This window comes from Mycobacterium sp. smrl_JER01 (assembly GCF_048513595.2).
GTDB lineage: Bacteria > Actinomycetota > Actinomycetes > Mycobacteriales > Mycobacteriaceae > Mycobacterium.
Genome location: NZ_JBLXXK020000001.1, coordinates 3,123,044 through 3,145,591, shown reverse-complemented (window position 1 = coordinate 3,145,591; position 22,548 = coordinate 3,123,044). Strand labels below are relative to the sequence as shown.

21 protein-coding genes are annotated in these 22,548 nt (G+C 68.6%); 9 read left to right on the top strand and 12 right to left on the bottom strand.

Annotated features, from left to right (window positions below; translation table 11 throughout):
* The first annotated feature begins 113 nt into the window (after positions 1 to 113).
* Positions 114 to 1,103 carry a malate dehydrogenase gene (locus ACNUDN_RS14715; RefSeq protein ID WP_419122622.1) on the top strand — a complete coding sequence of 330 codons (990 nt, stop codon included), beginning with the start codon at positions 114 to 116 and terminating at the stop codon, positions 1,101 to 1,103.
* On the opposite strand, the gene ACNUDN_RS14710 is transcribed toward ACNUDN_RS14715, so the two are convergent.
* Both ACNUDN_RS14710 and ACNUDN_RS14705 read right to left on the bottom strand, forming a co-directional pair.
* Positions 1,104 to 2,579 carry an acetyl-CoA acetyltransferase gene (locus ACNUDN_RS14710; protein ID WP_419122621.1) on the bottom strand — a complete coding sequence of 492 codons (1,476 nt, stop codon included), beginning with the start codon at positions 2,577 to 2,579 and terminating at the stop codon, positions 1,104 to 1,106.
* A 15-nt stretch (positions 2,580 to 2,594) separates the two neighbouring features.
* A complete protein-coding gene (locus tag ACNUDN_RS14705; protein WP_419122620.1) occupies positions 2,595 to 4,964 on the bottom strand; it encodes a CaiB/BaiF CoA transferase family protein in 2,370 nt (789 codons plus the stop codon).
* Between the two features lie 87 nt (positions 4,965 to 5,051).
* Here ACNUDN_RS14705 and ACNUDN_RS14700 point away from each other — a divergent pair, with 87 nt between their 5' ends.
* Positions 5,052 to 7,580: a phosphoketolase family protein gene (locus tag ACNUDN_RS14700; RefSeq protein WP_419122619.1), complete on the top strand. Its 2,529-nt coding sequence runs from the start codon at positions 5,052 to 5,054 to the stop codon at positions 7,578 to 7,580.
* Between the two features lie 19 nt (positions 7,581 to 7,599).
* On the top strand, positions 7,600 to 8,361 hold the full coding sequence (locus ACNUDN_RS14695; protein ID WP_419122618.1) for a CPBP family intramembrane glutamic endopeptidase: 762 nt from the start codon (positions 7,600 to 7,602) through the stop codon (positions 8,359 to 8,361).
* Between the two features lie 48 nt (positions 8,362 to 8,409).
* Here the strand turns inward: ACNUDN_RS14695 and ACNUDN_RS14690 are convergent, their stop codons facing one another.
* Together ACNUDN_RS14690 and ACNUDN_RS14685 are read right to left on the bottom strand one after the other, a co-directional pair.
* A complete protein-coding gene (locus ACNUDN_RS14690; RefSeq protein ID WP_419122617.1) occupies positions 8,410 to 8,715 on the bottom strand; it encodes a GlsB/YeaQ/YmgE family stress response membrane protein in 306 nt (101 codons plus the stop codon).
* A 143-nt stretch (positions 8,716 to 8,858) separates the two neighbouring features.
* The gene (locus tag ACNUDN_RS14685) at positions 8,859 to 9,935 is read right to left on the bottom strand and encodes an APA family fibronectin-binding glycoprotein (protein ID WP_419122616.1); all 1,077 of its coding nucleotides are present in this window, start codon (positions 9,933 to 9,935) and stop codon (positions 8,859 to 8,861) included.
* Positions 9,936 to 10,300: 365 nt separating this feature from the next.
* Between ACNUDN_RS14685 and ACNUDN_RS14680 the strand changes: the two genes are divergently transcribed.
* From ACNUDN_RS14680 to ACNUDN_RS14670, 3 genes are all read left to right on the top strand, one after another.
* Positions 10,301 to 10,984, top strand: a complete 684-nt coding sequence (locus tag ACNUDN_RS14680; RefSeq protein ID WP_419122615.1) for an SDR family oxidoreductase — start codon at positions 10,301 to 10,303, stop codon at positions 10,982 to 10,984.
* A 97-nt stretch (positions 10,985 to 11,081) separates the two neighbouring features.
* The gene (locus ACNUDN_RS14675) at positions 11,082 to 12,011 is read left to right on the top strand and encodes an LLM class F420-dependent oxidoreductase (protein ID WP_419122614.1); all 930 of its coding nucleotides are present in this window, start codon (positions 11,082 to 11,084) and stop codon (positions 12,009 to 12,011) included.
* Positions 12,012 to 12,155: 144 nt separating this feature from the next.
* Positions 12,156 to 13,529 carry an NAD(P)/FAD-dependent oxidoreductase gene (locus tag ACNUDN_RS14670; RefSeq protein WP_419122613.1) on the top strand — a complete coding sequence of 458 codons (1,374 nt, stop codon included), beginning with the start codon at positions 12,156 to 12,158 and terminating at the stop codon, positions 13,527 to 13,529.
* On the opposite strand, the gene ACNUDN_RS14665 is transcribed toward ACNUDN_RS14670, so the two are convergent.
* From ACNUDN_RS14665 to ACNUDN_RS14630, 8 genes are all read right to left on the bottom strand, one after another.
* Entirely contained in the window at positions 13,526 to 14,152 is a 627-nt protein-coding gene (locus ACNUDN_RS14665; protein ID WP_419122612.1) for an urease accessory protein UreD, read from the bottom strand. The genes ACNUDN_RS14670 and ACNUDN_RS14665 overlap by 4 nt on opposite strands.
* Positions 14,153 to 14,177: 25 nt before the next feature.
* Entirely contained in the window at positions 14,178 to 14,870 is a 693-nt protein-coding gene (ureG, locus tag ACNUDN_RS14660; RefSeq protein ID WP_419122611.1) for an urease accessory protein UreG, read from the bottom strand.
* A 13-nt stretch (positions 14,871 to 14,883) separates the two neighbouring features.
* Complete coding sequence (locus ACNUDN_RS14655) at positions 14,884 to 15,528, bottom strand: urease accessory protein UreF (RefSeq protein WP_419122610.1); 645 nt, start codon at positions 15,526 to 15,528, stop codon at positions 14,884 to 14,886.
* The gene (locus tag ACNUDN_RS14650) at positions 15,528 to 17,249 is read right to left on the bottom strand and encodes an urease subunit alpha (protein ID WP_431960100.1); all 1,722 of its coding nucleotides are present in this window, start codon (positions 17,247 to 17,249) and stop codon (positions 15,528 to 15,530) included. The genes ACNUDN_RS14655 and ACNUDN_RS14650 overlap by 1 nt, the downstream gene beginning before the upstream one ends.
* Positions 17,246 to 17,563: an urease subunit beta gene (locus ACNUDN_RS14645; RefSeq protein ID WP_419122609.1), complete on the bottom strand. Its 318-nt coding sequence runs from the start codon at positions 17,561 to 17,563 to the stop codon at positions 17,246 to 17,248. The genes ACNUDN_RS14650 and ACNUDN_RS14645 overlap by 4 nt, the downstream gene beginning before the upstream one ends.
* A 34-nt stretch (positions 17,564 to 17,597) precedes the next feature.
* Positions 17,598 to 17,900, bottom strand: a complete 303-nt coding sequence (locus ACNUDN_RS14640) for an urease subunit gamma (RefSeq protein WP_419122608.1) — start codon at positions 17,898 to 17,900, stop codon at positions 17,598 to 17,600.
* 52 nt (positions 17,901 to 17,952) lie between these two features.
* Complete coding sequence (locus ACNUDN_RS14635) at positions 17,953 to 18,357, bottom strand: PaaI family thioesterase (RefSeq protein WP_419122607.1); 405 nt, start codon at positions 18,355 to 18,357, stop codon at positions 17,953 to 17,955.
* A 196-nt stretch (positions 18,358 to 18,553) separates the two neighbouring features.
* Positions 18,554 to 19,327, bottom strand: coding sequence for an iron reductase (locus tag ACNUDN_RS14630; protein ID WP_419122606.1), 774 nt, complete (start codon positions 19,325 to 19,327; stop codon positions 18,554 to 18,556).
* A 245-nt stretch (positions 19,328 to 19,572) separates the two neighbouring features.
* Here ACNUDN_RS14630 and ACNUDN_RS14625 point away from each other — a divergent pair, with 245 nt between their 5' ends.
* The 3 genes from ACNUDN_RS14625 (at position 19,573) to gnd (ending at position 22,536) form a co-directional block, all read left to right on the top strand.
* Positions 19,573 to 19,989 carry a BlaI/MecI/CopY family transcriptional regulator gene (locus ACNUDN_RS14625; protein ID WP_419122605.1) on the top strand — a complete coding sequence of 139 codons (417 nt, stop codon included), beginning with the start codon at positions 19,573 to 19,575 and terminating at the stop codon, positions 19,987 to 19,989.
* Between the two features lie 14 nt (positions 19,990 to 20,003).
* The gene (locus ACNUDN_RS14620; protein WP_419122604.1) at positions 20,004 to 20,939 is read left to right on the top strand and encodes a M56 family metallopeptidase; all 936 of its coding nucleotides are present in this window, start codon (positions 20,004 to 20,006) and stop codon (positions 20,937 to 20,939) included.
* A 127-nt stretch (positions 20,940 to 21,066) separates the two neighbouring features.
* The gene (gene gnd / locus ACNUDN_RS14615) at positions 21,067 to 22,536 is read left to right on the top strand and encodes an NADP-dependent phosphogluconate dehydrogenase (protein WP_419122603.1); all 1,470 of its coding nucleotides are present in this window, start codon (positions 21,067 to 21,069) and stop codon (positions 22,534 to 22,536) included.
* Positions 22,537 to 22,548 lie beyond the last annotated feature (12 nt).

The following is a 22,548-nucleotide window of genomic DNA, read 5'->3' as shown; positions in this document are numbered from 1 at the left end:
CGGTGTGTCGGCCGCAGACACGCACGCTCGCCACCGGGTTCACGGGTTCACTCGTCTCTGCCGACGTTTGCACCCCGCATTGCACCGACCTGCCCTGACTAGGGTTGGCGCTCATGCCCACCTCACCAGTCACCGTCGTCGTCACCGGAGCGGCAGGTCAGATCGGATACGCCGCGCTGTTTCGCATCGCCGCCGGCGCGATGCTCGGCCATCAGACGCCTGTCCTGCTTCGCCTGCTGGAGCTACCCGATGCCGTGCGCGCCGCCGAGGGCGTGGTGATGGAGCTCGAGGACGGTGCGTTCCCGCTGCTGGCCGCCACCGAGATCCACGACGACCCGGTCCGCGCCTTCGACGGTGCCGACGTCGCGCTGCTCATCGGCGCCAGACCGCGTACCCAGGGTATGGAGCGTGCCGACCTGCTCGGCGCCAACGCCCAGATCTTCGCGACCGCAGGTAGAGCCCTCAACGCCGGCGCCGGGGCGGACGTCCGGGTGCTCGTCGTGGGCAACCCGGCCAACACCAATGCGCTGGTCGCCTCCGCACACGCCCCCGACATCCCGCGCGATCGGTTCACCGCGCTGACCCGGCTCGACCACAACCGCGCGGTCGCGGCGATGGCCCGCCACTCAGGCGTGCCGGTCACCGACATCACCCGAATGATCATCTGGGGCAACCACTCTCCGACACAGTACCCGGACATCTTCCACTCGGTGGTCGGCGGCCGCGCCGGTGCCGACTACGCCGCAGACACCCGTTGGCTCACCGACGATTTCATCCCCACGGTGGCGCGTCGTGGCACAGCCATCATCGAGGCCCGTGGCGCCAGCTCGGCGGCGTCGGCCGCCAACGGCGCGATCGACCACATCGACGACTGGGTGCACGGGACCCCCGAGGGGGACTGGACGTCGGTGGCACTGCCCTCCCCCGGTGTCTACGGGGTCGACGAGGGGCTGGTGTGCTCCTTCCCGTGCCGCTCCGTGGGTGGACGCTGGGAGATCGTCGAAGGACTCGACATCAACCCGTTCTCGCGGGCCCGCATCGACGCCTCCGTCGACGAACTGCGGGCCGAACGCGATGCGGTCACCGCGCTCGGGTTGCTCTGATCAGAGCAGGGCAGCCGTGCCGTCGTGGTGTACGCGCACCCGGGCGCCTGCGATGTCCTCGGTCACCGTGGCCTGTGCTTGGGACGGGTCGGAAATCACGGCGAGCACCCGGGCATCCTCCGGGGTGCGCACCGCGAGGAAAGCCTTCTCCGGATTACCGTCCCGGTCGACCGGGGTCGTCCATGTCTCGATTGTGCCGACACCGCTCCAGTCCACCACTGCGGCGCGGGTCGGTAGCGCGTCGACCTCGGACTGCACGTCCTCCCAGCGGAATTCGTGCGTGGGTGGTTCGGTGCCGTATACACCGAAGCTGTGCTTGGTCAGGTAACCACCGTTGGCGGTGATCAGGCCGCGCTGACCCGGGGCGGCCGCCAGCCGTTCGGCCATGGTGGCGATGGAGTGGGTGACGTAGTTGTTCCACGGCCCGCCGGCGAACGTCAAACCGCCGGTGACGGTCAGCGGGCGCGACGCGTCGCCGATCGGTAGCCCCAGCTCGCGGGCCGCGACCTGGACCGCCGACGGAAAGCACGAATACACGTCGATCAGATCCATATCGTCGATGCCGGCCCCGGCGAGCTCCAATGCCCGCTTGCCCGCGACGCGGATGGCCGGGGAGGTGTGAAACTGGGCGCGTTCCCCGATCGCGTAGGTGTCATGGGAATCCGCGCCGGCGTAGGGAAAGACCCAGCGCTCCTGCGGGATCTGCAGGTACCGGGCCTTCTCGACCGAAGCCAGGATCAGCACCGCGCCCTGATCGACCATGTTGTTCGAGTTCATCAGCTTGGTGTACGGCCAGCTGATCATCCGGTTCGTCGGCGACGGCTGCCAGATCTGCTCGGCACGCAGCGCTTCGCGGCTCCACGCGTGCGGATTGCCGGCCGCCACGGCGGAGAACTGCGCCCACAGCTCGCCGATGCGGCGGCGGTGATCCAGCGGTGCCTCACCGGCAGCGATTCGGATGGCCTGTTCGAACATCGGATACACGTACGCCGGGCGGTCGAGGGAGATCTTGAGATCCCCGGGACCCGCCATTGGCATCACATCGTCGGACCCGGTGGCCATCGGCACCGACTCATCCTGGCGGGTCCAGTTCTGCTTCCTGCCCTCGACGCGCATCCGCGTCCGCGTACGCCACGTCTCGGCGCCGGCGATCAGCACCACGTCGTTGCGGCCGCGCTGGATGTCCAGGCAGGCCAGATTCACCAGGGTCTGCGGGACGTTGCCGCCGATCCCGGTGTAGCGGGTCGCCGCCTTGTCGGCGTGAATGCGTTGTGCCAGAAGGAGTCCGGGATCGCGGTAGCGCCAGGACAGCAGGTTCACCACGCGCACGGCGTCCACCGCTTCCAGCACCCGGGGGTCGGCGGCCGCCCTGGCCGCCGCCGCCATGAGGTCCACCGGTTCCACCGACGGCTCCTCGGTGCGCTGGTTGACCTGGCCGTAGCCGACAAGGACCGGAGTCCGGGGATCGATGGGCATGGCGGAAGGGCCTCCTTAGTTCTTCTTCTGGTAGGCGAACAGCGCACCGTCGGTGATCAGAGCATCGACCTGCTCGGGACTCAAGCCCAGCAGTCTGTGACAGATCTCATGGGTGTGCTCACCCGGCATCGGGGCCGGCCGCAAATCGGCGCCCGGAATCCGGGTGAACGGGGCCGGCGAGGTCTCGGCAGGAATGGCGTGATCGAGCAGCGGATGAGTCATCTCGGTGAAGAGCCCGCGGTGCACGATCTGCGGATCCGTGAGGACGTCGGCTGCCCGGTTCATCGGTGCTGCGGCCACCCCGAGCCGCTGCAGCGACTCGGCGACGGCTCTCCCTTCCTGCGTTGACGTCCACCGGGACACCGCGGCGATCAGTTCCGAGCGGTCGGCGGGCAGGCTGTCGTGGCCGATCAGGGCGGCCACCGTCGCGCGATCCGACGGTGTGCGCAACGAGATCACGCACCACTGGTCGGCACCGGCGCACGGAAACACCGCCTCCACCACCGACTCCGGCAGTTCGACCGAAAGCCCTGCGCCGCAGGCGGATTCGATGACGTATGCGGGGGCGAGCTGGTTGATCGCCGCCTCGGCCTGGGAGATGTGCACGTGTGCGCCCGCGCCGTATCCGGTGCGGCGCCGGATCAGCGCGGCCAGCGCCCCGATGGCGGTGAGGCGACCCACGATGTGATCAGGGAAGACCGTGGTGGCGTCATAGCAGGCGTCCGGATCGGCGTCGCATGACGTCCACAGTCGGGTCACGCCACTGGATGCCCGCACCAGCGGTCCATAGCCCATCTGCGCACTCCACGGTCCGCCCTCCCCGAACGCGCTGCTCTCGGCCAGCACGATACCGGGATTGAGTTCGCGCAGTACCTCGTAAGAGAATCCAAGGTCGGCAAGTGTTCCCGGTTTGAAGTTGGCGAACACCGCATCGCAGCGACGCACCAGGCCACGGAAAACCTCGGCGCCGTCGGCATGACGCAGATCCAGACCCAGGCTCTCCTCGTTGCGATGGGCCAGCGCCCACGACCGGCTGACCGCCGCTCCCGGCGGTGTCTGTCGTAGTCCGTCCGGGTAGGCGGGGCTCTCCACCTTGACGACCTCGGCTCCGAGGTCGGCGAACAGCCGACCGAGCTCTCCCCCGGCGACGATGACGCCGAGGTCGAGTATGCGCAGACCCTCGAACGGTCGCGACCCCGGCTGCGCGGCCGGGAGTTGCGTCCGCGGATCGGACATCCCGCGCCCCGAGATCCACCCGGGGGGATCCGAACCCAGGGGCGGTGGCGGCTTTCGGTAGCCGTGCCGCACGCCATCGACTGCGAACGGACCGACCGGCACCGTGACGTTGACCCCGGGTGCCAGCGTTTCCTCGGCGAACGCGCCGATCTCGTTGAAATGTCTGGTGGACAACACGTCTGCCGGCTCCAGCACGGCGGCCACCGGGACGCCGCGCGCCCGCCCCTGGGTCACCAGATCGGTGGTGTCGACCGAACTGAACAGTGCGCCGATGGCGGTGTTCAACTCCTGGGATGCGGCGTACCGGCCGGCGATGGTCTCCAACCGCGGATCCGCAAACTGCTCAGGCTCCCCCAGCCAGGTCCACATCGCCCGCCACTGCCGGGGCGAGAGCAGGCACAGTCGGACGTATCCGTCGCGGCACCTGAAGGTCGGGTAGATCTGTTGATTGCGGGGTCTGCCCCGCCACAGCTGCTCGGGTGGTTTCACACCCACTGCGGCCTGACCCTCCACACCGAACGGTGGATCCAACGCCTGCACGACGGCCTCGAAGCGGGAGAAGTCGATGTACTCGCCTCTGCCACTACGTAATCGGTCGTAGTAAGCCGCCAATGCCGCCCAGGAGGCCTGGACCGCGGCGGTGCCCGAGGCGGGACCGTCCGGTGGCAGCACCGGCGTGCCCGAGGTCGGGCCGGTACGCGACAGCGTCGAGGACAGCGCATAAAGCACCGCGTCGGTCGCCAGCCACGGCGCGTAGGGTCCGGTTGCACCGAAGTCGGTGACCGAGAGCACCACCAGGTGATCGAGAGTCTCGGCGAGCTGACGGCCGGGGATACCGAACCGGCCGGCGCCGCCGCCGGGTGGCGATTCGATGACGATGTCGGCGGTCTGGGCGAGCCGCAGAAATCGTTCCCGGTGGTCGTCGCTCGCCGGATCCAGTTGTGCGCAGCGCTTGTTGGCGTTGGCGAGGGTGAACGCGATGCCGATCCCGGCGACGGTAGGCGCCGCGGTCCGGCGCGATGCCGCACCGGGCGGTTCGATCTTGAGGACGTCGGCGCCGAGGTCGGCCAGCAGGCGGCCGACCGCGTCGGCGGCCCCGACCGCCAGGTCGAGCACGCGCAGCGACGCCAGCGGCGCATCCTCGGGCACCCGAACACGATATCGATGGACCAAAGATTAACGCGCGCGCCACCGGGTACGAGTTGACCCGATCCCGAAGCTGTGTTGGATGGAGAGATGACTACCGCGACCACAACCCAGGGCAGCCATCAAGCCGCGGCGACCGCCGCCTCGAAGACCGCTGCCTGGAAGACGGTGGAACGCCGACCACTCGGCGATGAGGCGATCGGCCGGCTCGACCGGTGGTGGCGTGCCGCGAACTATCTGTCGGTGGGGCAGATCTATCTGCTGGACAATCCGCTGCTGCGCACGTCCCTGACCCCCGAGGACGTCAAACCGCGGTTGCTGGGCCATTGGGGCACCACTCCGGGTCTGAACTTCCTCTACGCGCACCTCAACCGGGTCATCAATGAGCGCGCTCAGTCGACGATCTATCTGACCGGTCCGGGACACGGCGGGCCCGGGCTGGTGGCCAACGCCTACCTCGACGGCACCTACAGCGAGATCTACCCCGACATCACCCAGGATGTCGAAGGGATGCGCCGGCTGTTCCGGCAGTTCTCGTTCCCCGGCGGCATCCCGTCGCATGTGGCGCCCGAGACGCCCGGTTCGATCCACGAGGGCGGTGAGCTCGGCTACGTGTTGTCGCACGCCTACGGCGCGGCGTTCGACAACCCGGACCTGCTGGTGGCCGCGGTGGTCGGCGACGGGGAGGCCGAGACGGGACCGCTGGCGACCAGCTGGCACTCCAACAAGCTGACCAATCCGGCCCGGGACGGCGTGGTGCTGCCGATCCTGCACCTCAACGGGTACAAGATCGCCAACCCGACGGTGCTGGCCCGCATCCCCGAAGACGAGCTGCGCAGCCTGATGGTCGGGTACGGCCACCGGCCGTACTTCTTCGAGGTCCCCGACGACACCCCGGCGCAGGCCGATCACGCCGACGCGCACCGGCGGTTCGCGACGCTGCTCGACGACGTACTCGACGAGATCGCCGACATCAAGGCCCGGGCCGCGGCCGGCGACGACTCGCGTCCGATATGGCCGATGATCGTCTTCCGCACCCCGAAGGGATGGACCGGACCGGCCACCATCGACGGCAAGAAGACGACCGGCTCGTGGCGGGCACACCAGGTTCCGCTGGCCAACGCCCGCGACACCGCCGAACACCTCAAGGTACTCGCCGACTGGTTGGGCTCCTACGGTGCCGAGGAGCTGTTCGACGAGCACGGCACACTGCTGTCCGACATCGCCGCACTGGCCCCGGCCGGCCCGCTGCGGATGAGCGACAACCCGCACGCCAACGGCGGGCTGCTGCTCAAGGATCTGCGGCTGCCCGATTTCCGGGACTTCGCTGTCGACGTGCCCGCACCCGGGGCCACCATCGCCGAGGCCACCCGCGTCCTCGGGCAGTGGTTGACCGAGGTGATCCGGCGCAACCCGGACAACTTCCGCATCTTCGGGCCCGACGAGACCGCCTCCAATCGCCTACAGGCCGTCTACGACGCCACCGACAAACAGTGGAACGCCGAGTTCCTCTCCCCCGAGGTCGACGAGCACCTCAACCGGGTCGGACGGGTCGTGGAGATGCTGTCCGAGCACCAGTGCCAGGGCTGGTTGGAGGGCTACCTGCTCACCGGCAGACACGGCCTGTTCAACTGCTACGAAGCGTTCATCCACATCGTCGACTCGATGCTCAACCAGCACGCCAAATGGCTCAAGGTCACCGACCACATCCCGTGGCGGCGTCCCATCGCGAGCCTGAACTATCTGCTGTCCAGCCACGTCTGGCGCCAGGACCACAACGGGTTCTCCCACCAGGACCCCGGCTTCATCGACCATGTCGTCAACAAGAGCGCGAAGGTGGTGCGCGTGTACCTGCCGCCGGACGCCAACACGCTGCTGTCCACCTACGATCACTGCCTGCGGTCGCGCCAGTACGTCAACGTCGTGGTGTCGGGCAAACAGCCCTCCCCCAACTTCTTGACCATGGAACAGGCGGTCGCGCACTGCACCAGGGGCCTCGGCATCTGGGAATGGGCCGGCTCCGAGCAGTTGGGCACCGATCCCGACGTCGTCCTGGCGTCCGCCGGGGACATCCCGACGCTGGAGGCGCTGGCCGCCGCCGACATCCTGCGCCAACACCTGCCCGACCTGAAGGTCCGGTTCGTCAACGTCGTGGACCTGATGCGCCTGCAGGACTCCACCGAGCATCCGCATGGGCTGACCGACCGGGACTTCGACATGATCTTCACCACCGACCGACCGATCATCTTCGCCTACCACGGGTATCCGTGGCTGATCCACCGCCTCACCTACCGACGCGCCGGTCATGCCAACCTGCACGTCCGCGGCTACAAGGAGGAAGGGACCACCACCACCCCGTTCGACATGGTGATGCTCAACGATCTCGACCGGTACCACCTGGTGATGGACGTGATCGACCGGGTGCCGTCGCTGGGCTCGCGGTGCGCGCCGTTACGCCAGCAGATGGCCGACAAGCGCATCGCCGCGCGGGAGTACACCCGCGCCTTCGGCGACGACATCCCCGAGGTCAAGGACTGGGTGTGGCCGGCGGCGCGAGAATCCGGTTTCGGCACCGCGGCTGCCGACGCGACGGCAGCCACCGGGGGTGACAACGAATAGCCGGTAGCCTGGTGCGGTTATGACCGACGTCGCAGCCGCAGCAGCGCCACCCCACCCCGTGGTGGCACAGTTGTCGGCGCTGCACCACTTCCGCGTCTATGTCGACATCGCGGTCGTGGTGGTGGTGCTGGCCCTGACGAACCTGCTCGCGCACTTCACCACCCCGTGGGCCAACGTCGCGGTGGTGCCTGCGGCAGCGGTCGCGCTGCTGGTCCTGGTGAGGTCCCGCGGACTGGGCTGGTCGGAGTTGGGCCTCGGCCGGGAACACTGGAAAGCCGGCGCCGGCTATGCGATCGGTGCGGTCGCCCTCGTCGGCACCGTCATCGCCGTCGGCGCGCTGCTTCCTTGGACGCGTCCGCTGTTCCTCAACAACAACTACGCGACGCTGTCCGGTGCGCTGATCGCCTCGATGATCATCATCCCGCTGCAGACCGTGATTCCCGAGGAGCTCGCCTTCCGCGGGGTGCTACACGGCGCGCTGGACCGCGCCTGGGGCTGGCGGGGAGTCGCCGCCGCCGGATCGCTGCTGTTCGGCCTGTGGCACATCGCCACCTCGCTGGGACTGACGGCCAGCAACGTCGGGTTCACCCGGATCTTCGGCGGCGGTGTGTTCGGCATGGTCGCCGGGGTGCTCGGCGCGGTGATCGCCACCACGGCCGCCGGATTCGTGTTCACCTGGTTGCGGCGCCGCAGTGGCAGCCTGATCGCTCCCATCGCTCTGCACTGGGCACTCAACGGGATGGGCGCCCTGGCTGCCGCGCTGGTCTGGCACTTGTCCTGACCGCGTCTCAGCGCGGCGCCGACCGTCCGGCGCCGCGCTGCTACCCGGTCAGGCGCGGGTCTTGCTGAACTTGCCGACGACCCACAGCAGGATCACCGAGCCGAGAACCGCGGTGAACAGCGTGAACCACCAGCCGCCTCCGGCGGTGTCCAGGAAGAAGCTCAACAGGAATCCGCCGATCAACGCACCGACGATGCCGATGACGATGTTCATCAGGATGCCCGAGCCGGAGCCCTTGACGATCTTGCCTGCGATCCACCCGGCGATCGCGCCGATGATGATGTAGCCGATCCAGCCCACGCTGGTCAGCGTGGTCGAACGGGCCAGAACCTCGGATGCGAGAACCATGTCCATCGAGACCTCCTGCGTGTCGCGAGCCGTACCCGGGGCGGATGCCACCGGGCCTGGCCCCAGGTATACCCGCGCCCGGTAACGAATTGGGCATGTAAACAGGCGCCGAAACGGAAACGATCAGCATCGCCGGGCACGGGCACAGGTCAGGCCGGCGGCATCATCCCGGGAGCGGTGTTCGGATCGACGGGCACCGGGACCCCGACGGCTGGACGCGGCGCCGGTGCGTTCGGGTCCGGCGGGGGCGCGTTCGGGTCCGCCGGGGGTAGCGGCGCGTTCGGATCGGCCGGCGCGGGCGGCGGAGGTGGCGGCGGAGCCCAGGGCCGGATCGAGTTGGCCAAAGTGACCGCCTCGGCCTGCGGAATCGGGTTTGTCGCTGTTCCGAGCCAGACCACGAACCACCGCTCCGGGGCACGCTGGCCGCGGGGTGTGCCGGGGGCTACCGGCTCACCGACGACGCCGGCCCAGATCTGTCCGTTGGGTTTGTTGGTGTCGGTGAACTTCACCTCGTAATACGACGCCACACCCGTCATGCCGGCTGCGTCGAGCGGGACGGTCTGCTGGTTGACCCGGGTGCCGGGGAACGGCATGAAGAATTCACCCATGTCGGAGGCGAGTCGCTGGGCGGCCTTGGTGTTGTCGTTCTCCGCGCCCGCGAACAGCTTCAGGTCGAGCCGGCCGAGCAGCACACTGGTGTCGTTGGGCGGCGGTGCGTCCGGCGGCGCTCCCTCGGCCGGAAGCTTGGTGAGCAGGGCCTGACCGTAGGACAGCTGGGTGGAGTCGGAAACCTCCCAGCCGGCGGGGACGACGTAGCTGAAGCCGCCGGCGGCGTTGTCCACCCGCCCCGGCTCGGGGGCCGGCGGCGCGGGAGCATCGCCGGGGGCCGGCGGCGCGGCGTTGGGGTCGGCCGGCGGCGCGGGCGCATTGGGGTCGGCCGGCGGTGGCGGCGGCGGGACCGGGGCATTCGGGTCAGCCGGCGCCGGTGCGTTGGGGTCGGCCGGCGCCGGTGCGTTGGGGTCGGCCGGTGGCGGTGCGGCCGGCGGGGGTGCGGCCGGCGGCGCTTCGGCTGTGGGTGGCGGCGGCGGCGGCGGAGCCGGCTGGGCGTACGCCACCGCAGGCACGGTCAACGCCGCGGCCAGTGCCGCGGCAGCCCCGGTCAGTGCCGTCCGTCGAAACGTCGGCGGTCCGTTGCGGCGCTGAAGATGCACGTCGGGCTGGTCCATGGAGAAGAAACTACCGTGTTGCTGGCGTGACGCAAGTGTGAGGTGCTCAGAATGTGCCGAATTGTTACCTTGCTGCTGCGCTCATAAGCCCTGTTGGAGCAGTCGCTGAAGTTTGCTGGCAGGAGAGACCGCCCGCGTGCGCTGCGCGGGTGGCGGGGCGGGTCGAAGCGCCGGGCGGGCACCGGCCGCCGCAACATCTACCCCTGATCTACCCCTGATCATCGTGCCGACCGGCGTCGACGTTACCGGTGGCGGAGGTCGGCGCCGCCCGGCCCGGCGCGCCGCGATTTCGTATCTAGCTACTGTCCAGTAACATTGGCGGTACTCGCTGGGGTTCAGCGTCGAACACAACAGGAGGGCCGACGATGGATGCTCTGATCACCGGATGTGACACCGATCTGGGACGCGCGATCGCGGAGAGCTTCTGCGACGCCGGACACGGCGTCATCCTCGGCGGGCGTCGCCGCGAAGAGTTGGAAGTCCTGGCCAAGGAACTCGACGTCGATGCGCTGGTGTTCGACGGCACCGATCCGGCTTCGGTCGGCGCATTGCATGCGCAGGTGCCCGCACACCTGGACACCATCGTCAACGTTCCGGCTCCGACCTGGAATGCCGGCGATCCGCGCACCTACACGCTGAACGACCACGCCGCCGAATGGCGCGCCCTGTTCGACGCCGGGGTGGTGGCGCCGATGCTGACCGTGCAGGTGCTCGGTGACCACATGCGCTCCGGCGGGTCCATCATCAATGTCATCCCCGACGTGATCCCCGATGTCATCCGCGACGGCGGCGCCGCCGCGGCGGTCAAGGCCGCCGTCTCGGACTGGACCGCCGGTCAGGCCGACCATTTCGGCATCCGCGGTATCACGGTCAACGCCGTCGCCGTCGGCCGCGGCGCGGATCCCGGTTACGCCGGGCTCGCCGGCACCGCGCCGTCGGTCGCTGCCGAGATCTCCCGGCTGTCGCTGTTCCTGACCACCCCGGCCGCGCGCCACATCACCGGTCAGACGCTGCACGTCAGCCACGGGGCCCTCGCCCACTTCGGCTGAGCGCGCTCACAACAGCGGCCGGACGACGTTTATTCCGGCCTTCGCGGCGAGTGAAACACTCGACGCCGTCCGCCGTCGACTGCGTAGGGTCGGCCGTGTGACGATTCGACTCGGCCTCCAGATCAACAACTTCTCCTACGGCACCGGGGTGCCCGACCTGTTCCCCACCGTCGTCGCACAGGCCCAAGAGGCCGACGCCTCCGGTTTCGATTCGGTGTTCCTGATGGACCACTTCTATCAACTGCCCGGGATCGGATCGCCCGACGAGCCGATGTTGGAGGCGTATACCGCCCTGGGTGCGCTTTCCACCGCGACGCAGAACGTGCAGCTGGGCACGCTGGTCACCGGGAACACCTACCGCAACCCCACGCTGCTGGCCAAGAACATCACCACCCTGGACGTGATCAGCCAGGGCCGCGCCATCCTGGGGATCGGGACCGGCTGGTTCGAACTCGAACACGATCAGCTGGGTTACGAGTTCGGCACCTTCACCGACCGCTTCGACAAGCTCGGTGAGGCGCTGGAGATCATCCTGCCGATGCTCAAAGGTGAGCGGCCCACGTTTACCGGCCGCTACTACCGCACACAGGAGGCCATGGCCAATCCGCGCTTCCGCGACCACATTCCGCTGATGATCGGCGGAAGCGGCGAGAAGAAGACGATCCCACTGGCTGCGCGCCACTTCGACCATCTCAACCTGATCGCCGGTTTCGACGAGCTGTCCAGGAAGGTCGACGTCGTCAAGCAGAAATGCGAAGCGATCGACCGTGATCCGGCGACGCTGGAGACCAGCATGCTGGTCGGAGCGGTGGTCGGTGAGGGGCTGAGCACGGACATCATCCCCGAGGACTTCAAGCAGAACATGGTGGTGGGTACCCCCGAGCAGATCGCCGAGCAGATCAAGGAGAAGGTGCTCGACGCCGGTGTCGACGGGGTGATCGTGTTCCTGCCCACCAAGACCGTCGGCTACCACCAGGGCCAGATCACCGCTCTGGGAGAGGCCCTCGCACCGCTGGTCACCGGCTGACTCTCGGCATCGGGTGAACATTCGGGCGCGGTGTGGCATCTCACCGCGCCACCCGGAAGGGCAGCGACTAGGATTTCCGTTGTTCTGAATGGGTAAAGAACGTTTCCGAGGCAGGTCCGGACGGGACCTCGACAAGGAGTAGTCATGAGTCATCCCGGAGCCACGCCATCCGATCGCCACAAGGTGGTGATCATCGGATCGGGTTTCGGTGGCTTGACCGCAGCCAAGGCGCTCAAGAAAGCCGACGTCGACATCAAGTTGATCGCACGGACCACTCACCACCTGTTCCAGCCGCTGCTCTACCAAGTGGCGACGGGCATCATCTCCGAGGGTGAGATCGCGCCCGCGACCCGGGTCATCCTGCGCAACCAGAAGAACGCGCAGGTGTTGCTCGGCGATGTGAGCCGCATCGATCTCGCGACCAAGACGGTCCGGTCCGAATTGCTCGGCCACACCTACATCACCCCGTTCGACAGTCTCATCGTCGCAGCCGGTGCCGGTCAGTCCTACTTCGGCAACGATCACTTCGCCGAATGGGCGCCCGGCATGAAGTCCATCGACGACGCTCTGGAGTTGCGCGGTCGCATCCTCGGCGCTTTCGAACAGGCCGAGCGCTCCAGCGATCCGGCTCGACGTGAGAAGCTGCTGACGTTCGTGGTCGTCGGTGCGGGACCGACAGGTGTCGAAATGGCCGGGCAGATCGCCGAATTGGCCGACCACACGCTCAAAGGCGCCTTCCGTCACATCGATTCGACGAAAGCCCGGGTGATTCTGCTCGACGCCGCGCCCGCGGTCCTGCCGCCGATGGGCGAGAAGCTCGGCAAGAAGGCCCAGGCTCGCCTGGAGAAGATGGGCGTCGAGATTCAGCTCAACGCGATGGTCACCGACGTCGACCGAAACGGCATCACCGTCAAGGATCCCGACGGGACCATGCGCCGCATCGAGGCCGCGTGCAAGGTCTGGTCGGCCGGGGTGGCGGCCAGCCCGCTGGGCCGTGACCTCGCCGAGCAGTCCGGTGTCGAACTCGACCGTGCCGGGCGTGTGAAAGTTCTTCCCGACCTGTCGATCCCGGGCCATCCGAACGTTTTCGTCGTCGGCGACATGGCGGCCGTCGAAGGGGTGCCCGGTATGGCCCAGGGGGCGATTCAGGGCGGGCGCTACGCCGCCAAGGCGATCGCCGCCGGGATCAAGGGCGCCGACCCGGACCATCGCGAACCGTTCAGCTACTTCGACAAGGGCTCGATGGCCACGGTGTCGCGGTTCAGCGCGGTCGCCAAGGTGGGTCCGCTGGAGTTCGGTGGATTCATCGCGTGGTTGTCGTGGCTGGTGCTGCACCTGGTCTACCTGGTCGGATTCAAGACCAAGATCGCCACGCTGCTGTCCTGGACGGTGACGTTCCTGTCGACCAAACGCGGTCAGCTCACCATCACCGAGCAGCAGGCCTATGCCCGAATACGGCTCGAAGAGCTGGAAGAGATCGCCTCTACCGTGCAGGAGACCGAGAGGGCGGCCAGCTAGAGCCGTTCGCCCTGCCAGGTGGCCAGGCAACCTCCCCCGGCCAACGCCAGCGACACTCCGATGGTGTCGAATTCGCCGTGCGGATAACGGAATTCGCTGACGGTGGCGCGGGGGGCGGCGATTTCGTCATCGGCCGGTGACCCCGCGCCCAGCTCGACCCGGTGCCGCAGCAGTGGGCTGCCGTCGACGTCTGCCCGCAACGACCCCGACCAGAATCCCTGCCGCTCACCGGTTCTGCCGATCTGCACCCGCTCGCGCAGCCGCAGCCTTGCGGTGCCGGCCAGTGTCAGGGCGGTGCTGCAGAAATGCCGTGAGGTGGCCGCCACGATGGTCGGCTCCGGGTCGAAGTCGAGCTCACCGGCGACGTCGAGGGCCCAGCTCGCATGGGATTCGTCAGTTCTCGCACCGGGAAGCGTGATCGTCGCCGCGACCGTCCGCACGCTGAGACGGGCGCCCTCCTCGACCACGACGCGCATCGCGATCGAGTCGCCGCCCAGCGGCGTCGCCGCCGACGACACCAGGTGCACCGTGTCCGGTCCGGTGCGGCGCGCGGCGATCCCGCCGGTGCATTCGATGTGCGGCGCCCGGCCCGGCCGCGCGATCAGCAGGACATCGGAACGCATCACCGGGCCCCGACCATCGGCCCGCTCACACCGCCTGCGCCACGCTGAGTTGCTCCCGCACCCAGGTGAGCACCGGCGTGGCGGCCGGGTCGACGGTCAGCGAGATCAGTTCGAACGGGCGGTCCCCGCGCACCGCGGCCGCATCGCGGCGCATCACCTCCAGGTCGGCACCGACCATCGGCGCGAGATCGGTCTTGTTGATCACCAACAGATCCGAGAACGTGACACCGGGGCCGCCCTTGCGCGGCACCTTGTCCCCGCCTGCGACGTCGATGACGAAGATCTGCACGTCCACCAGTCCCGACGAGAACGTCGCGGTCAGATTGTCGCCGCCGGATTCGACCAGAATCAGGTCCAGCCCCGGCCCGGGACCCGAATGGGCCGCGATCAGATCGTCGATCGCATCGAGATTGGCGGTGATGTCGTCACGGATCGCGGTGTGCGGGCACCCCCCGGTCTGCACGGCGGCGATGCGGTCGTCCGGCAGTACCGCGTGACGGCGCAGGAAGTCGGCGTCTTCGGTGGTGTAGATGTCGTTGGTCAGTACCGCCAACGACAGCTCGTCGCGAAGCCGCCGGCACAATGCGGCCACCAGCGCGGTTTTGCCGGAGCCGACCGGACCGCCCACGCCGATCCGCAACGGCTCCCCCGGCTGCCGCATCCGGCGGGGACGGTCGGTGTGTGCATGCGGCTGACCGTCGAGGAAATGCGGTGGCATCGGAAAGTCCTGTCTAGGAGGCGAAAAGGGGGCGTTCGCGGTCGAGGTGGCGCTGGGCGAGGACATCGAGCAGCGGGTCGGACAGGTCGGCGAGGTCTTTGGCGGCTTCGGCAGACGTCTGTTCGCACAGCGGCGACAGCGCGAAGGTGAGCGCCGCGACGTCGCCGGGATCGAGGGCCAGCAGTCGCTGGGCGGCGGTGGCCGATCCGGTCATCGTGGTGTACACCAGCGACAACGCGGTGTGCTCCGGCGCCAGCTCTGCCGCCCGCCCCACCGCACCGGCGGCCACGGCCAGATGCGGGGTGGATCCGAGCGATTCCCAGTCCAGGCTCGGCCAGACCCGGCGGGCCAGCCGGATCACACCGCGGCCCTGGGCGCGGGAAGCCTGCCGGGCAGCCGGTGAGGGCGTGCGCGCGTCGGTTTCGGCGTCGCCGGAGGACCCCGCGGTCGCCGACAACACGCCCCGGTGCACGGCGGCGGCCAGCGACGCGGAGACCAGGCCGGTGGTGCGGATACGCCGGCACAGGTACGCCCGCAGCGTGTCCAGGTCGACGACCAGCCCGCTGGTCACCGCCTCTTCGGCACCACCGGAATGCACATGTCCCCCGGTCGGGAGACGGGAGTCGGACAGGGCCAGCAGGGTGGCGAGGCTGGTCATCAGAACAGGAAGTAGCGCTGGGCCATCGGCAGTTCGGCGGCGGGCTGTTCCTGCCAGACCTCGCCGTCGATGCGCACGGTGAAGGTATCGGGATCCACCTCGATCTGCGGGGTGGCGTCGTTGAGCGGCATCTGTGCCTTACCCACACCGCGGACGTTGCCCACCGGGACCAACCTGCGGTGCACCGCGATACGGTCGGCCAGACCGTCCTCGATCGCCTGGGGCGCGACGAAATGCACCGATGTCGCCGCGGCGGCGGCCGGGGCCGCGCCGAACATCGGGCGCGGCAGCACCGGCTGCGGTGTCGGTATCGAGGCGTTGGCGTCGCCCATGGCCGCCCACGCGATCATCCCGCCCTTGACCACCGCGTGCGGGCGCACCCCGAAGAACGCCGGCTCCCACAACACCAGATCGGCGAGCTTACCCACTTCCACCGAGCCGATCTCGTGGTCGAGTCCGTGCGCCACGGCGGGGCAGATGGTGTACTTCGCGACGTACCGCTGCGCCCTGGCGTTGTCGGCCCGGCTGTCGCCGGGCAGGAATCCGCGGCGACGTTTCATCACGTGCGCGGTCTGCCAGGTTCGCATCACCACCTCGCCGATGCGGCCCATCGCCTGCGCGTCGCTGCCGATCATCGAGATCGCCCCGATGTCGTGCAACAGGTCCTCGGCGGCGATGGTGGACGGCCGGATGCGGCTTTCTGCGAACGCGAGGTCCTCGGGAACACCGGGGTTGAGATGGTGGCACACCATCAGCATGTCGAGATGCTCGTCGAGGGTGTTGACGGTGTGCGGCCGGGTCGGATTGGTGGAACTGGGCAGCACGTTGGGATGTGCTGCGACCGTGATGATGTCGGGTGCGTGCCCGCCGCCGGCTCCCTCGGTGTGATAGGCGTGGATGGAGCGGCCCTTGACCGCGGCCAGCGTGTCCTCGACGAACCCCGCCTCGTTGAGGGTGTCGGTGTGGATGTTGGCCTGCACCCCGGCGGCCTCGCAGACGCTCAGGCAGGCGTCGATCGCCGCGGGCGTGGTCCCCCAGTCCTCGTGCAGTTTGAAACCCGCAGCGCCGCCGCGCAATTGCTCCCACAGCGATTCGGCGCTCACGGTGTTCCCCTTGCCGAGCAGCGCGATGTTCAGCGGCCAGCTGTCGAGGGCTTCCAGCATCCGCGCCAGATGCCAGGCGCCCGGGGTGACGGTGGTGGCCTTGCTGCCCTCGGCGGGTCCGGTGCCGCCGGCGACGATCGTCGTGATGCCACCGCCGAGCGCTTCGTCCATGATCTGCGGGCAGATCAGGTGGACGTGGCAGTCGATCGCACCCGCGGTGACGATGCGCCCGTTGCCGGCGATGATCTCGGTAGAGGGGCCGACCACCAGGTCGGGATGTATCCCCGACATGATGTCGGGGTTGCCTGCCTTGCCGATCGCGGCGATGCGACCGTCGCGGATCCCGATGTCGGCCTTGATGATTCCCCAGTAGTCCAGAATCACCGCCCCGGTGATCACGGTGTCGGGTGCACCGTCGGCGCGGGTGGCGCGGGCCTGGCCCATCGATTCGCGGAGCACCTTACCGCCGCCGAACACCGCCTCGTCGCCGGCCCGGCCGGGCCCCCCGCTGCGGTCTTCGGTGATCTCGACGAACAGGTCGGTGTCGGCCAGCCGGATGCGGTCACCCGCGGTCGGGCCGAACAGTGCCGCATAGCGCGAGCGGGACAGCGCGGTCATGCGTGATGGTCCAATCTTCCCGGCGGATCGAGGCTGAGGCCGTGCACTTCCCGGCTGCCGGCCAGTGGGACGAGTCGGACCTGTTGGGTCACACCGGGTTCGAAGCGGATCGCGGTGCCTGCGGGGATGTCGAACCGGTGTCCGTGCGCGGCGGCGCGGTCGAAGTCCAGCGCGCTGTTCGCCTGGGGCACGTGTACGTGGCTGCCGACCTGGACCGGCCGGTCGCCGGTGTTGACGATCGTCAGTTCCAGCCGCGCGGCGCCCGGGTTGAGCTCGATGTCGCCGTCGCCGAAGTGGATCTCGCCAGGAATCACTGCTGCACTCCTCTGCTCATGCGATCGGCTCTGCTCATGAGATCGGCTGATGCACGGTGACGAGCTTGGTGCCGTCGGGGAAGGTCGCTTCCACCTGAACGTCGGCCAGCATCTCGGGGATGCCGTCCATCACGTCGTCGCGGCTGAGCACGGCTCGCCCACTCACCATCAATTCGGCCACCGTGCGCCCGTCGCGAGCACCCTCCAGGATGTGGTCGCTGATCACCGCGACGGCTTCGGGATGGTTCAGCTTCAATCCCCGGGCCCGCCGGCGGCGGGCGAGCTCGGCGGCATAGGACAACAACAGCCGTTCCTGTTCATGCGGCGTCAAACGCATAGTGGGCGATCCTGCCACGGCCCGTGGATGCTCGCCCGAGGAGCGGACTTCGCTACTGGTCGGTGATGTTCTGCAACCGCACCTGGCCGCGTGCGACGACCCGGTCGGTGTCGTCGGTGAGGATGATCAGCCACAGCTGCTGGCGTCGGCCGCGGTGGATCGGCGTCGAGGTCGCGGTCACCGTGCCGGACGTGATCGCCCGCAGGAAGTCGGTGTTGTTGTTGACGCCCACGACGGTGCCGCCGCCGTGTTCGGCGAGCCAGACGTGGCCGGACACACTGGCCAGGCTCTCGATGACCGCGCAGTACACCCCGCCGTGCACGATGCCCCAGGGCTGCAACAGCTTGTCGGTGATCTCCAGCCGGGCGCGCCCGCCGTCGGGTGTCATCTCCAGATACGTCAGGCCGAGTTCCCCGTCGAATCCGTTGCCGAGGCCCTCTGGGACTTGAGTCGTCACGGATCGTGTCTACACCTGGCCGTCGCCGCCGCGGATCCGGGGTCGGCCGGGAGAGCGGAAGGGCCCCACACCGTGGTGTGGGGCCCTTCCTTCGGTCGGACCGGGGGTCTCTGCAGCCCTCAGGACTCCGGCGCGGTCCGTTGGTCTCCGAATCCGGAAATCAACTCCGATGACGATCAGGATAGGCAAGGCTGCCCTAATTAAGCAAGGCCTTCGTCGTACCCGCCCTGGAGGTGCCGCGCACCGGGAGGCCGAAACCGACCAGCGCGTCCAGGACCGCCTGTCCGCGGCGCATGCTGACGACCTCGCTGCTGCCCGCGAGCAGCGGGACCTGGGTCGCGGCGCTCACCACTGTCGCGCCGACGATGTGCCACATCGCCGAGACCGGCAACGCTCCACCGCTGACCGTGGTGAGTTGATCGAAGATCGGCCCCAGTGCGCGGTGGCTGCGGTGAGCCACCCAGGTGGTCAGGGCGGCCTCGCTGGGCAGCGCGACGATGCCGTCGTGCGCCGACCGGGGCGACCGCCGACGCCGGGTGAAGAACGGGTCGTCCGGCAGCGCGCGCACCGTGGGGTCGACCACCCCGACCCAGTCGATGGCGCCCTCGGAGTCGACATGCACCCACAGGTTCTCCAGGCCGGTGTCCCAGGCGCGACCCTCGACGGCCAGCAGCGGAATCACCCGGCCGACGACGACGTGGGCGAAGGTGGCGGCCATCTGCTGGGCGACCGCGGTCCGGCTCTCCGTCTCGCAGATGCCGGCCTCGTACATGGCGTGCAGCCGATCGGTGGTCAGGACATCTGCCAGCGGCCACCACCGTCGTCGGGACAGATCGCCCATCACGGCAACTCCGTAGACCCGCGGGCACTCCCGGTACAACTCGCGCAGCCGGCGACTCGATTCGTGTATCGGCAGTGCGCGACTGGGCGCCATGCTCGCGATCAACGGATCCTCGATGAGAACCGTCATCACACCTCCGTCCGTGGGTCAGGTCAACCGTGAGTTAGGTTAGCCTTACTATAGTCCTGACCCCCGGAGGTGCGAATTCCTGTGACTGGACTCACAAGGCATGGCGGATGCGTCGGTAGCGGTGGCGACGTTGCCCTCCGCGAGGCCGTCGACCGCGACGGCCGCTCGGCGTGCGGACGTGATACGACACGCGGTAGTAATGACGTAGTAGGCTTTGGATACTGCCGGTAGGAGATGAACGGAAGATGGCCAAGCTGACTCGCCTCGGGGAACTCGAACGTTCCGTGATGGACCATCTGTGGTCCGCAGGTGAGCCGCAGACCGTGCGCCAGGTGCACGAGGCCCTGGCGGCCCGGCGCGACCTCGCCTATACGACGATCATGACCGTGCTGCAGCGGCTGGCGAAGAAGAACCTGGTGGTGCAGCACCGCGACGACCGGGCGCACCGCTACGCGCCGACCCACGGCCGCGACGAACTGGTTGCCGGGCTGATGGTGGACGCGCTCGATCAGGCCGCCGATTCGGGCAGCCGCGAGGCCGCCCTCGTGCATTTCGTCGAACGTGTCGGCGCCGACGAGGCTGCTGCGCTGCGCCGCGCGCTGGCCGAGCTGGAGGACAAACATCGCACCGGTAGGCCGGGTGGCGATCCGGGTACCGGCTGAGAGACACTTACAGCGTGTCCGCGCTGGCCTTCACCATCGTCGCCCTGCTGCTGTCGGGGCCGGTGCCTGCCATGCTGGCGCGGGCGTCCTGGCCGCTGCGGGCACCGCGGGCCGCCATCGTGCTCTGGCAGTCCATCGCCCTGGCGGCGGTGCTGTCGGCGTTCTCGGCGGGCATCGCCATCGCCAGCCGGCTTTTCGTGCCAGGTCCAGACGGTCGCCCCACCGCCACCATCGTCAGTGAGATCGACGTCCTGGGCTGGCCGCTGTGGACCGCCTACGTGGTGGTGTTCATCCTCACCTTGATGATCGGCGCCCGGCTGATGGTGTCCGTGCTGCAGGTCGCCATCGCCACCCGCCGGCGCCGGGCGCACCACCGCATGGTCGTGGACCTCGTCGGCGCACACGAGTCCCGGCCCCGTGCCGGTAACGGCTTACGCATCCTCGACGTCGCCGAACCGCTGGCGTACTGCCTGCCCGGGGTCCGCAGCCGCGTCGTGGTCAGCGAGGGCGCCGTGCAGGCGCTGTCGGACAACGAGATGGCGGCCATCCTCGAGCATGAGCGCGCCCATCTGCGGGCCCGCCACGACTTGGTGCTGGAGATGTTCACCGCGGTGCATGCGGCGTTTCCACGCTTGGTGCGCAGCGCGCATGCACTCAACGCCGTGCGGCTGTTGATCGAACTTCTCGCCGACGATGCCGCCGTGCGCGCCGAAGGTCCGACACCGCTGGCGCGGGCGCTGGTCGCCTGTGCCTCCGGACGGACGCCCCGCGGGGCGCTGGCCGCGGGCGGACCGACGACCGTGGTGCGGGTGCGCCGCCTCGCCGGCGAGCCCAACAGCTGGGTGCTGGCCGCCGGGGCGTACGCGGCCGCGGTCGCCGTGCTGGTCGTACCCACCATCGCGCTGGCCGTACCGTGGCTGACAGAGCTCCAACGGCTGTTCTTCGCGTGACCCGCCGGGCCGCAGGTGTGCTGTCCCGATCCACCCAACGCTGCCGGTCTCCACAGGGGCTGCCCACCGTCACAGGGCTGCCCATCGTCCCAGTGCTGCCCATCCACAGAACGAAAGGTCTCCGTCTATGAGTTCGTCGCAGTCCGTCACGGGCACAGCCCAGATCGGCGTCACCGGGCTTGCCGTCATGGGGTCGAACATCGCGCGCAACTTCGCGCGGCACGGCTACACCGTGGCACTGCACAATCGGTCGGTCGCCAAGACCGATGCGCTGTTGGCCGAGCACGGCTCCGACGGGAAATTCGTCCGTAGCGAGACCATCGCCGAGTTCCTCGACGCGCTGGAGAAGCCGCGCCGGGTGCTGATCATGGTGAAAGCGGGCGAGTCGACCGACGCCGTCATCAACGAGCTCGCCGACGCCATGGAGGAAGGCGACATCATCATCGACGGCGGCAACGCGCTCTACACCGACACCATCCGGCGGGAGAAGGCGATCCGCGCACGCGGCCTGCACTTCGTCGGCGCAGGCATCTCCGGCGGTGAGGAAGGTGCGCTGAACGGGCCGTCGATCATGCCGGGCGGGCCCGCAGAGTCCTACGCCTCGCTCGGACCGCTGCTCGAGGAGATCTCCGCGCATGTCGACGGGGTGCCGTGCTGCACCCACATCGGTCCCGACGGCGCAGGGCATTTCGTGAAGATGGTGCACAACGGCATCGAGTACTCCGATATGCAGCTCATCGGTGAGGCCTATCAGCTGCTGCGCGACGGACTGGGAAAAACCGCCCCGGAGATCGCCGACGTCTTCGACGAGTGGAACGCCGGCGATCTGGACAGCTTCCTGGTCGAGATCACCGCTCAGGTGCTGCGCCAGACCGACGCCAAGACGGGCAAGCCGCTCGTCGACCTCATCCTCGATGAGGCCGAGCAGAAGGGCACCGGCCGCTGGACGGTCAAGGCCGCGCTCGACCTGGGGGTCCCGGTCACCGGTATCGCCGAGGCGGTGTTCGCGCGCGCGCTGTCCGGATCGGTCGCCCAGCGCAAGGCGACCACCGGTCTGGCCTCCGGAGAGCTCGGCGAGCGCGTGCCCGCCGACGGTGCAGCCGCAGCACAGTTCGTCGAGGATATCCGTCAGGCGCTGTACGCCTCCAAGATCATCGCCTATGCGCAGGGCTTCAACCAGATCCAGGCCGGTTCCGACGAGTACGACTGGGACATCAAACCCGGTGACATGGCCAGGATCTGGCGCGGCGGCTGCATCATCCGGGCCAAGTTCCTCAACCGGATCACCGAAGCCTTCGACAACGATCCCCACCTGCCGACGCTGATCGTCGACCCGTACTTCCGCGACGCCATCGAGGCCGCGATCGACAGCTGGCGCCGGGTGGTGGTCAAGGCCACCGAACTGGGGATCCCGATTCCGGGCTTCTCGTCGGCACTGTCCTACTACGACGGTCTGCGCACCGAGCGGTTGCCCGCAGCGCTCACCCAGGGGCTGCGCGACTTCTTCGGCGCGCACACCTACGGGCGCATCGACACCGATCCGCAGAAGCGGTTCCACACGTTGTGGAGCGGCGACCGCAGCGAGGTCGAGGTCTGATCTCGCCCCTCT

Bases quoted from the DNA above. Each gene is read 5' to 3' on its own strand.
- ACNUDN_RS14670 (WP_419122613.1), top strand. From the start codon at position 12,156: ATGAGTCATCCCGGAGCCACGCCATCCGATCGCCACAAGGTGGTGATC.
- ACNUDN_RS14700 (WP_419122619.1), top strand. From the start codon at position 5,052: ATGACTACCGCGACCACAACCCAGGGCAGCCATCAAGCCGCGGCGACC.
- ACNUDN_RS14640 (WP_419122608.1), bottom strand. From the start codon at position 17,900: ATGCGTTTGACGCCGCATGAACAGGAACGGCTGTTGTTGTCCTATGCC.
- ureG (WP_419122611.1), bottom strand. From the start codon at position 14,870: ATGCCACCGCATTTCCTCGACGGTCAGCCGCATGCACACACCGACCGT.
- ACNUDN_RS14715 (WP_419122622.1), top strand. From the start codon at position 114: ATGCCCACCTCACCAGTCACCGTCGTCGTCACCGGAGCGGCAGGTCAG.
- ACNUDN_RS14695 (WP_419122618.1), top strand. From the start codon at position 7,600: ATGACCGACGTCGCAGCCGCAGCAGCGCCACCCCACCCCGTGGTGGCA.
- ACNUDN_RS14625 (WP_419122605.1), top strand. From the start codon at position 19,573: ATGGCCAAGCTGACTCGCCTCGGGGAACTCGAACGTTCCGTGATGGAC.
- ACNUDN_RS14685 (WP_419122616.1), bottom strand. From the start codon at position 9,935: ATGGACCAGCCCGACGTGCATCTTCAGCGCCGCAACGGACCGCCGACG.
- ACNUDN_RS14690 (WP_419122617.1), bottom strand. From the start codon at position 8,715: ATGGACATGGTTCTCGCATCCGAGGTTCTGGCCCGTTCGACCACGCTG.
- ACNUDN_RS14650 (WP_431960100.1), bottom strand. From the start codon at position 17,249: ATGACCGCGCTGTCCCGCTCGCGCTATGCGGCACTGTTCGGCCCGACC.
- ACNUDN_RS14680 (WP_419122615.1), top strand. From the start codon at position 10,301: ATGGATGCTCTGATCACCGGATGTGACACCGATCTGGGACGCGCGATC.
- ACNUDN_RS14665 (WP_419122612.1), bottom strand. From the start codon at position 14,152: ATGCGTTCCGATGTCCTGCTGATCGCGCGGCCGGGCCGGGCGCCGCAC.
- ACNUDN_RS14630 (WP_419122606.1), bottom strand. From the start codon at position 19,327: ATGACGGTTCTCATCGAGGATCCGTTGATCGCGAGCATGGCGCCCAGT.
- ACNUDN_RS14710 (WP_419122621.1), bottom strand. From the start codon at position 2,579: ATGCCCATCGATCCCCGGACTCCGGTCCTTGTCGGCTACGGCCAGGTC.
- ACNUDN_RS14655 (WP_419122610.1), bottom strand. From the start codon at position 15,528: ATGACCAGCCTCGCCACCCTGCTGGCCCTGTCCGACTCCCGTCTCCCG.
- gnd (WP_419122603.1), top strand. From the start codon at position 21,067: ATGAGTTCGTCGCAGTCCGTCACGGGCACAGCCCAGATCGGCGTCACC.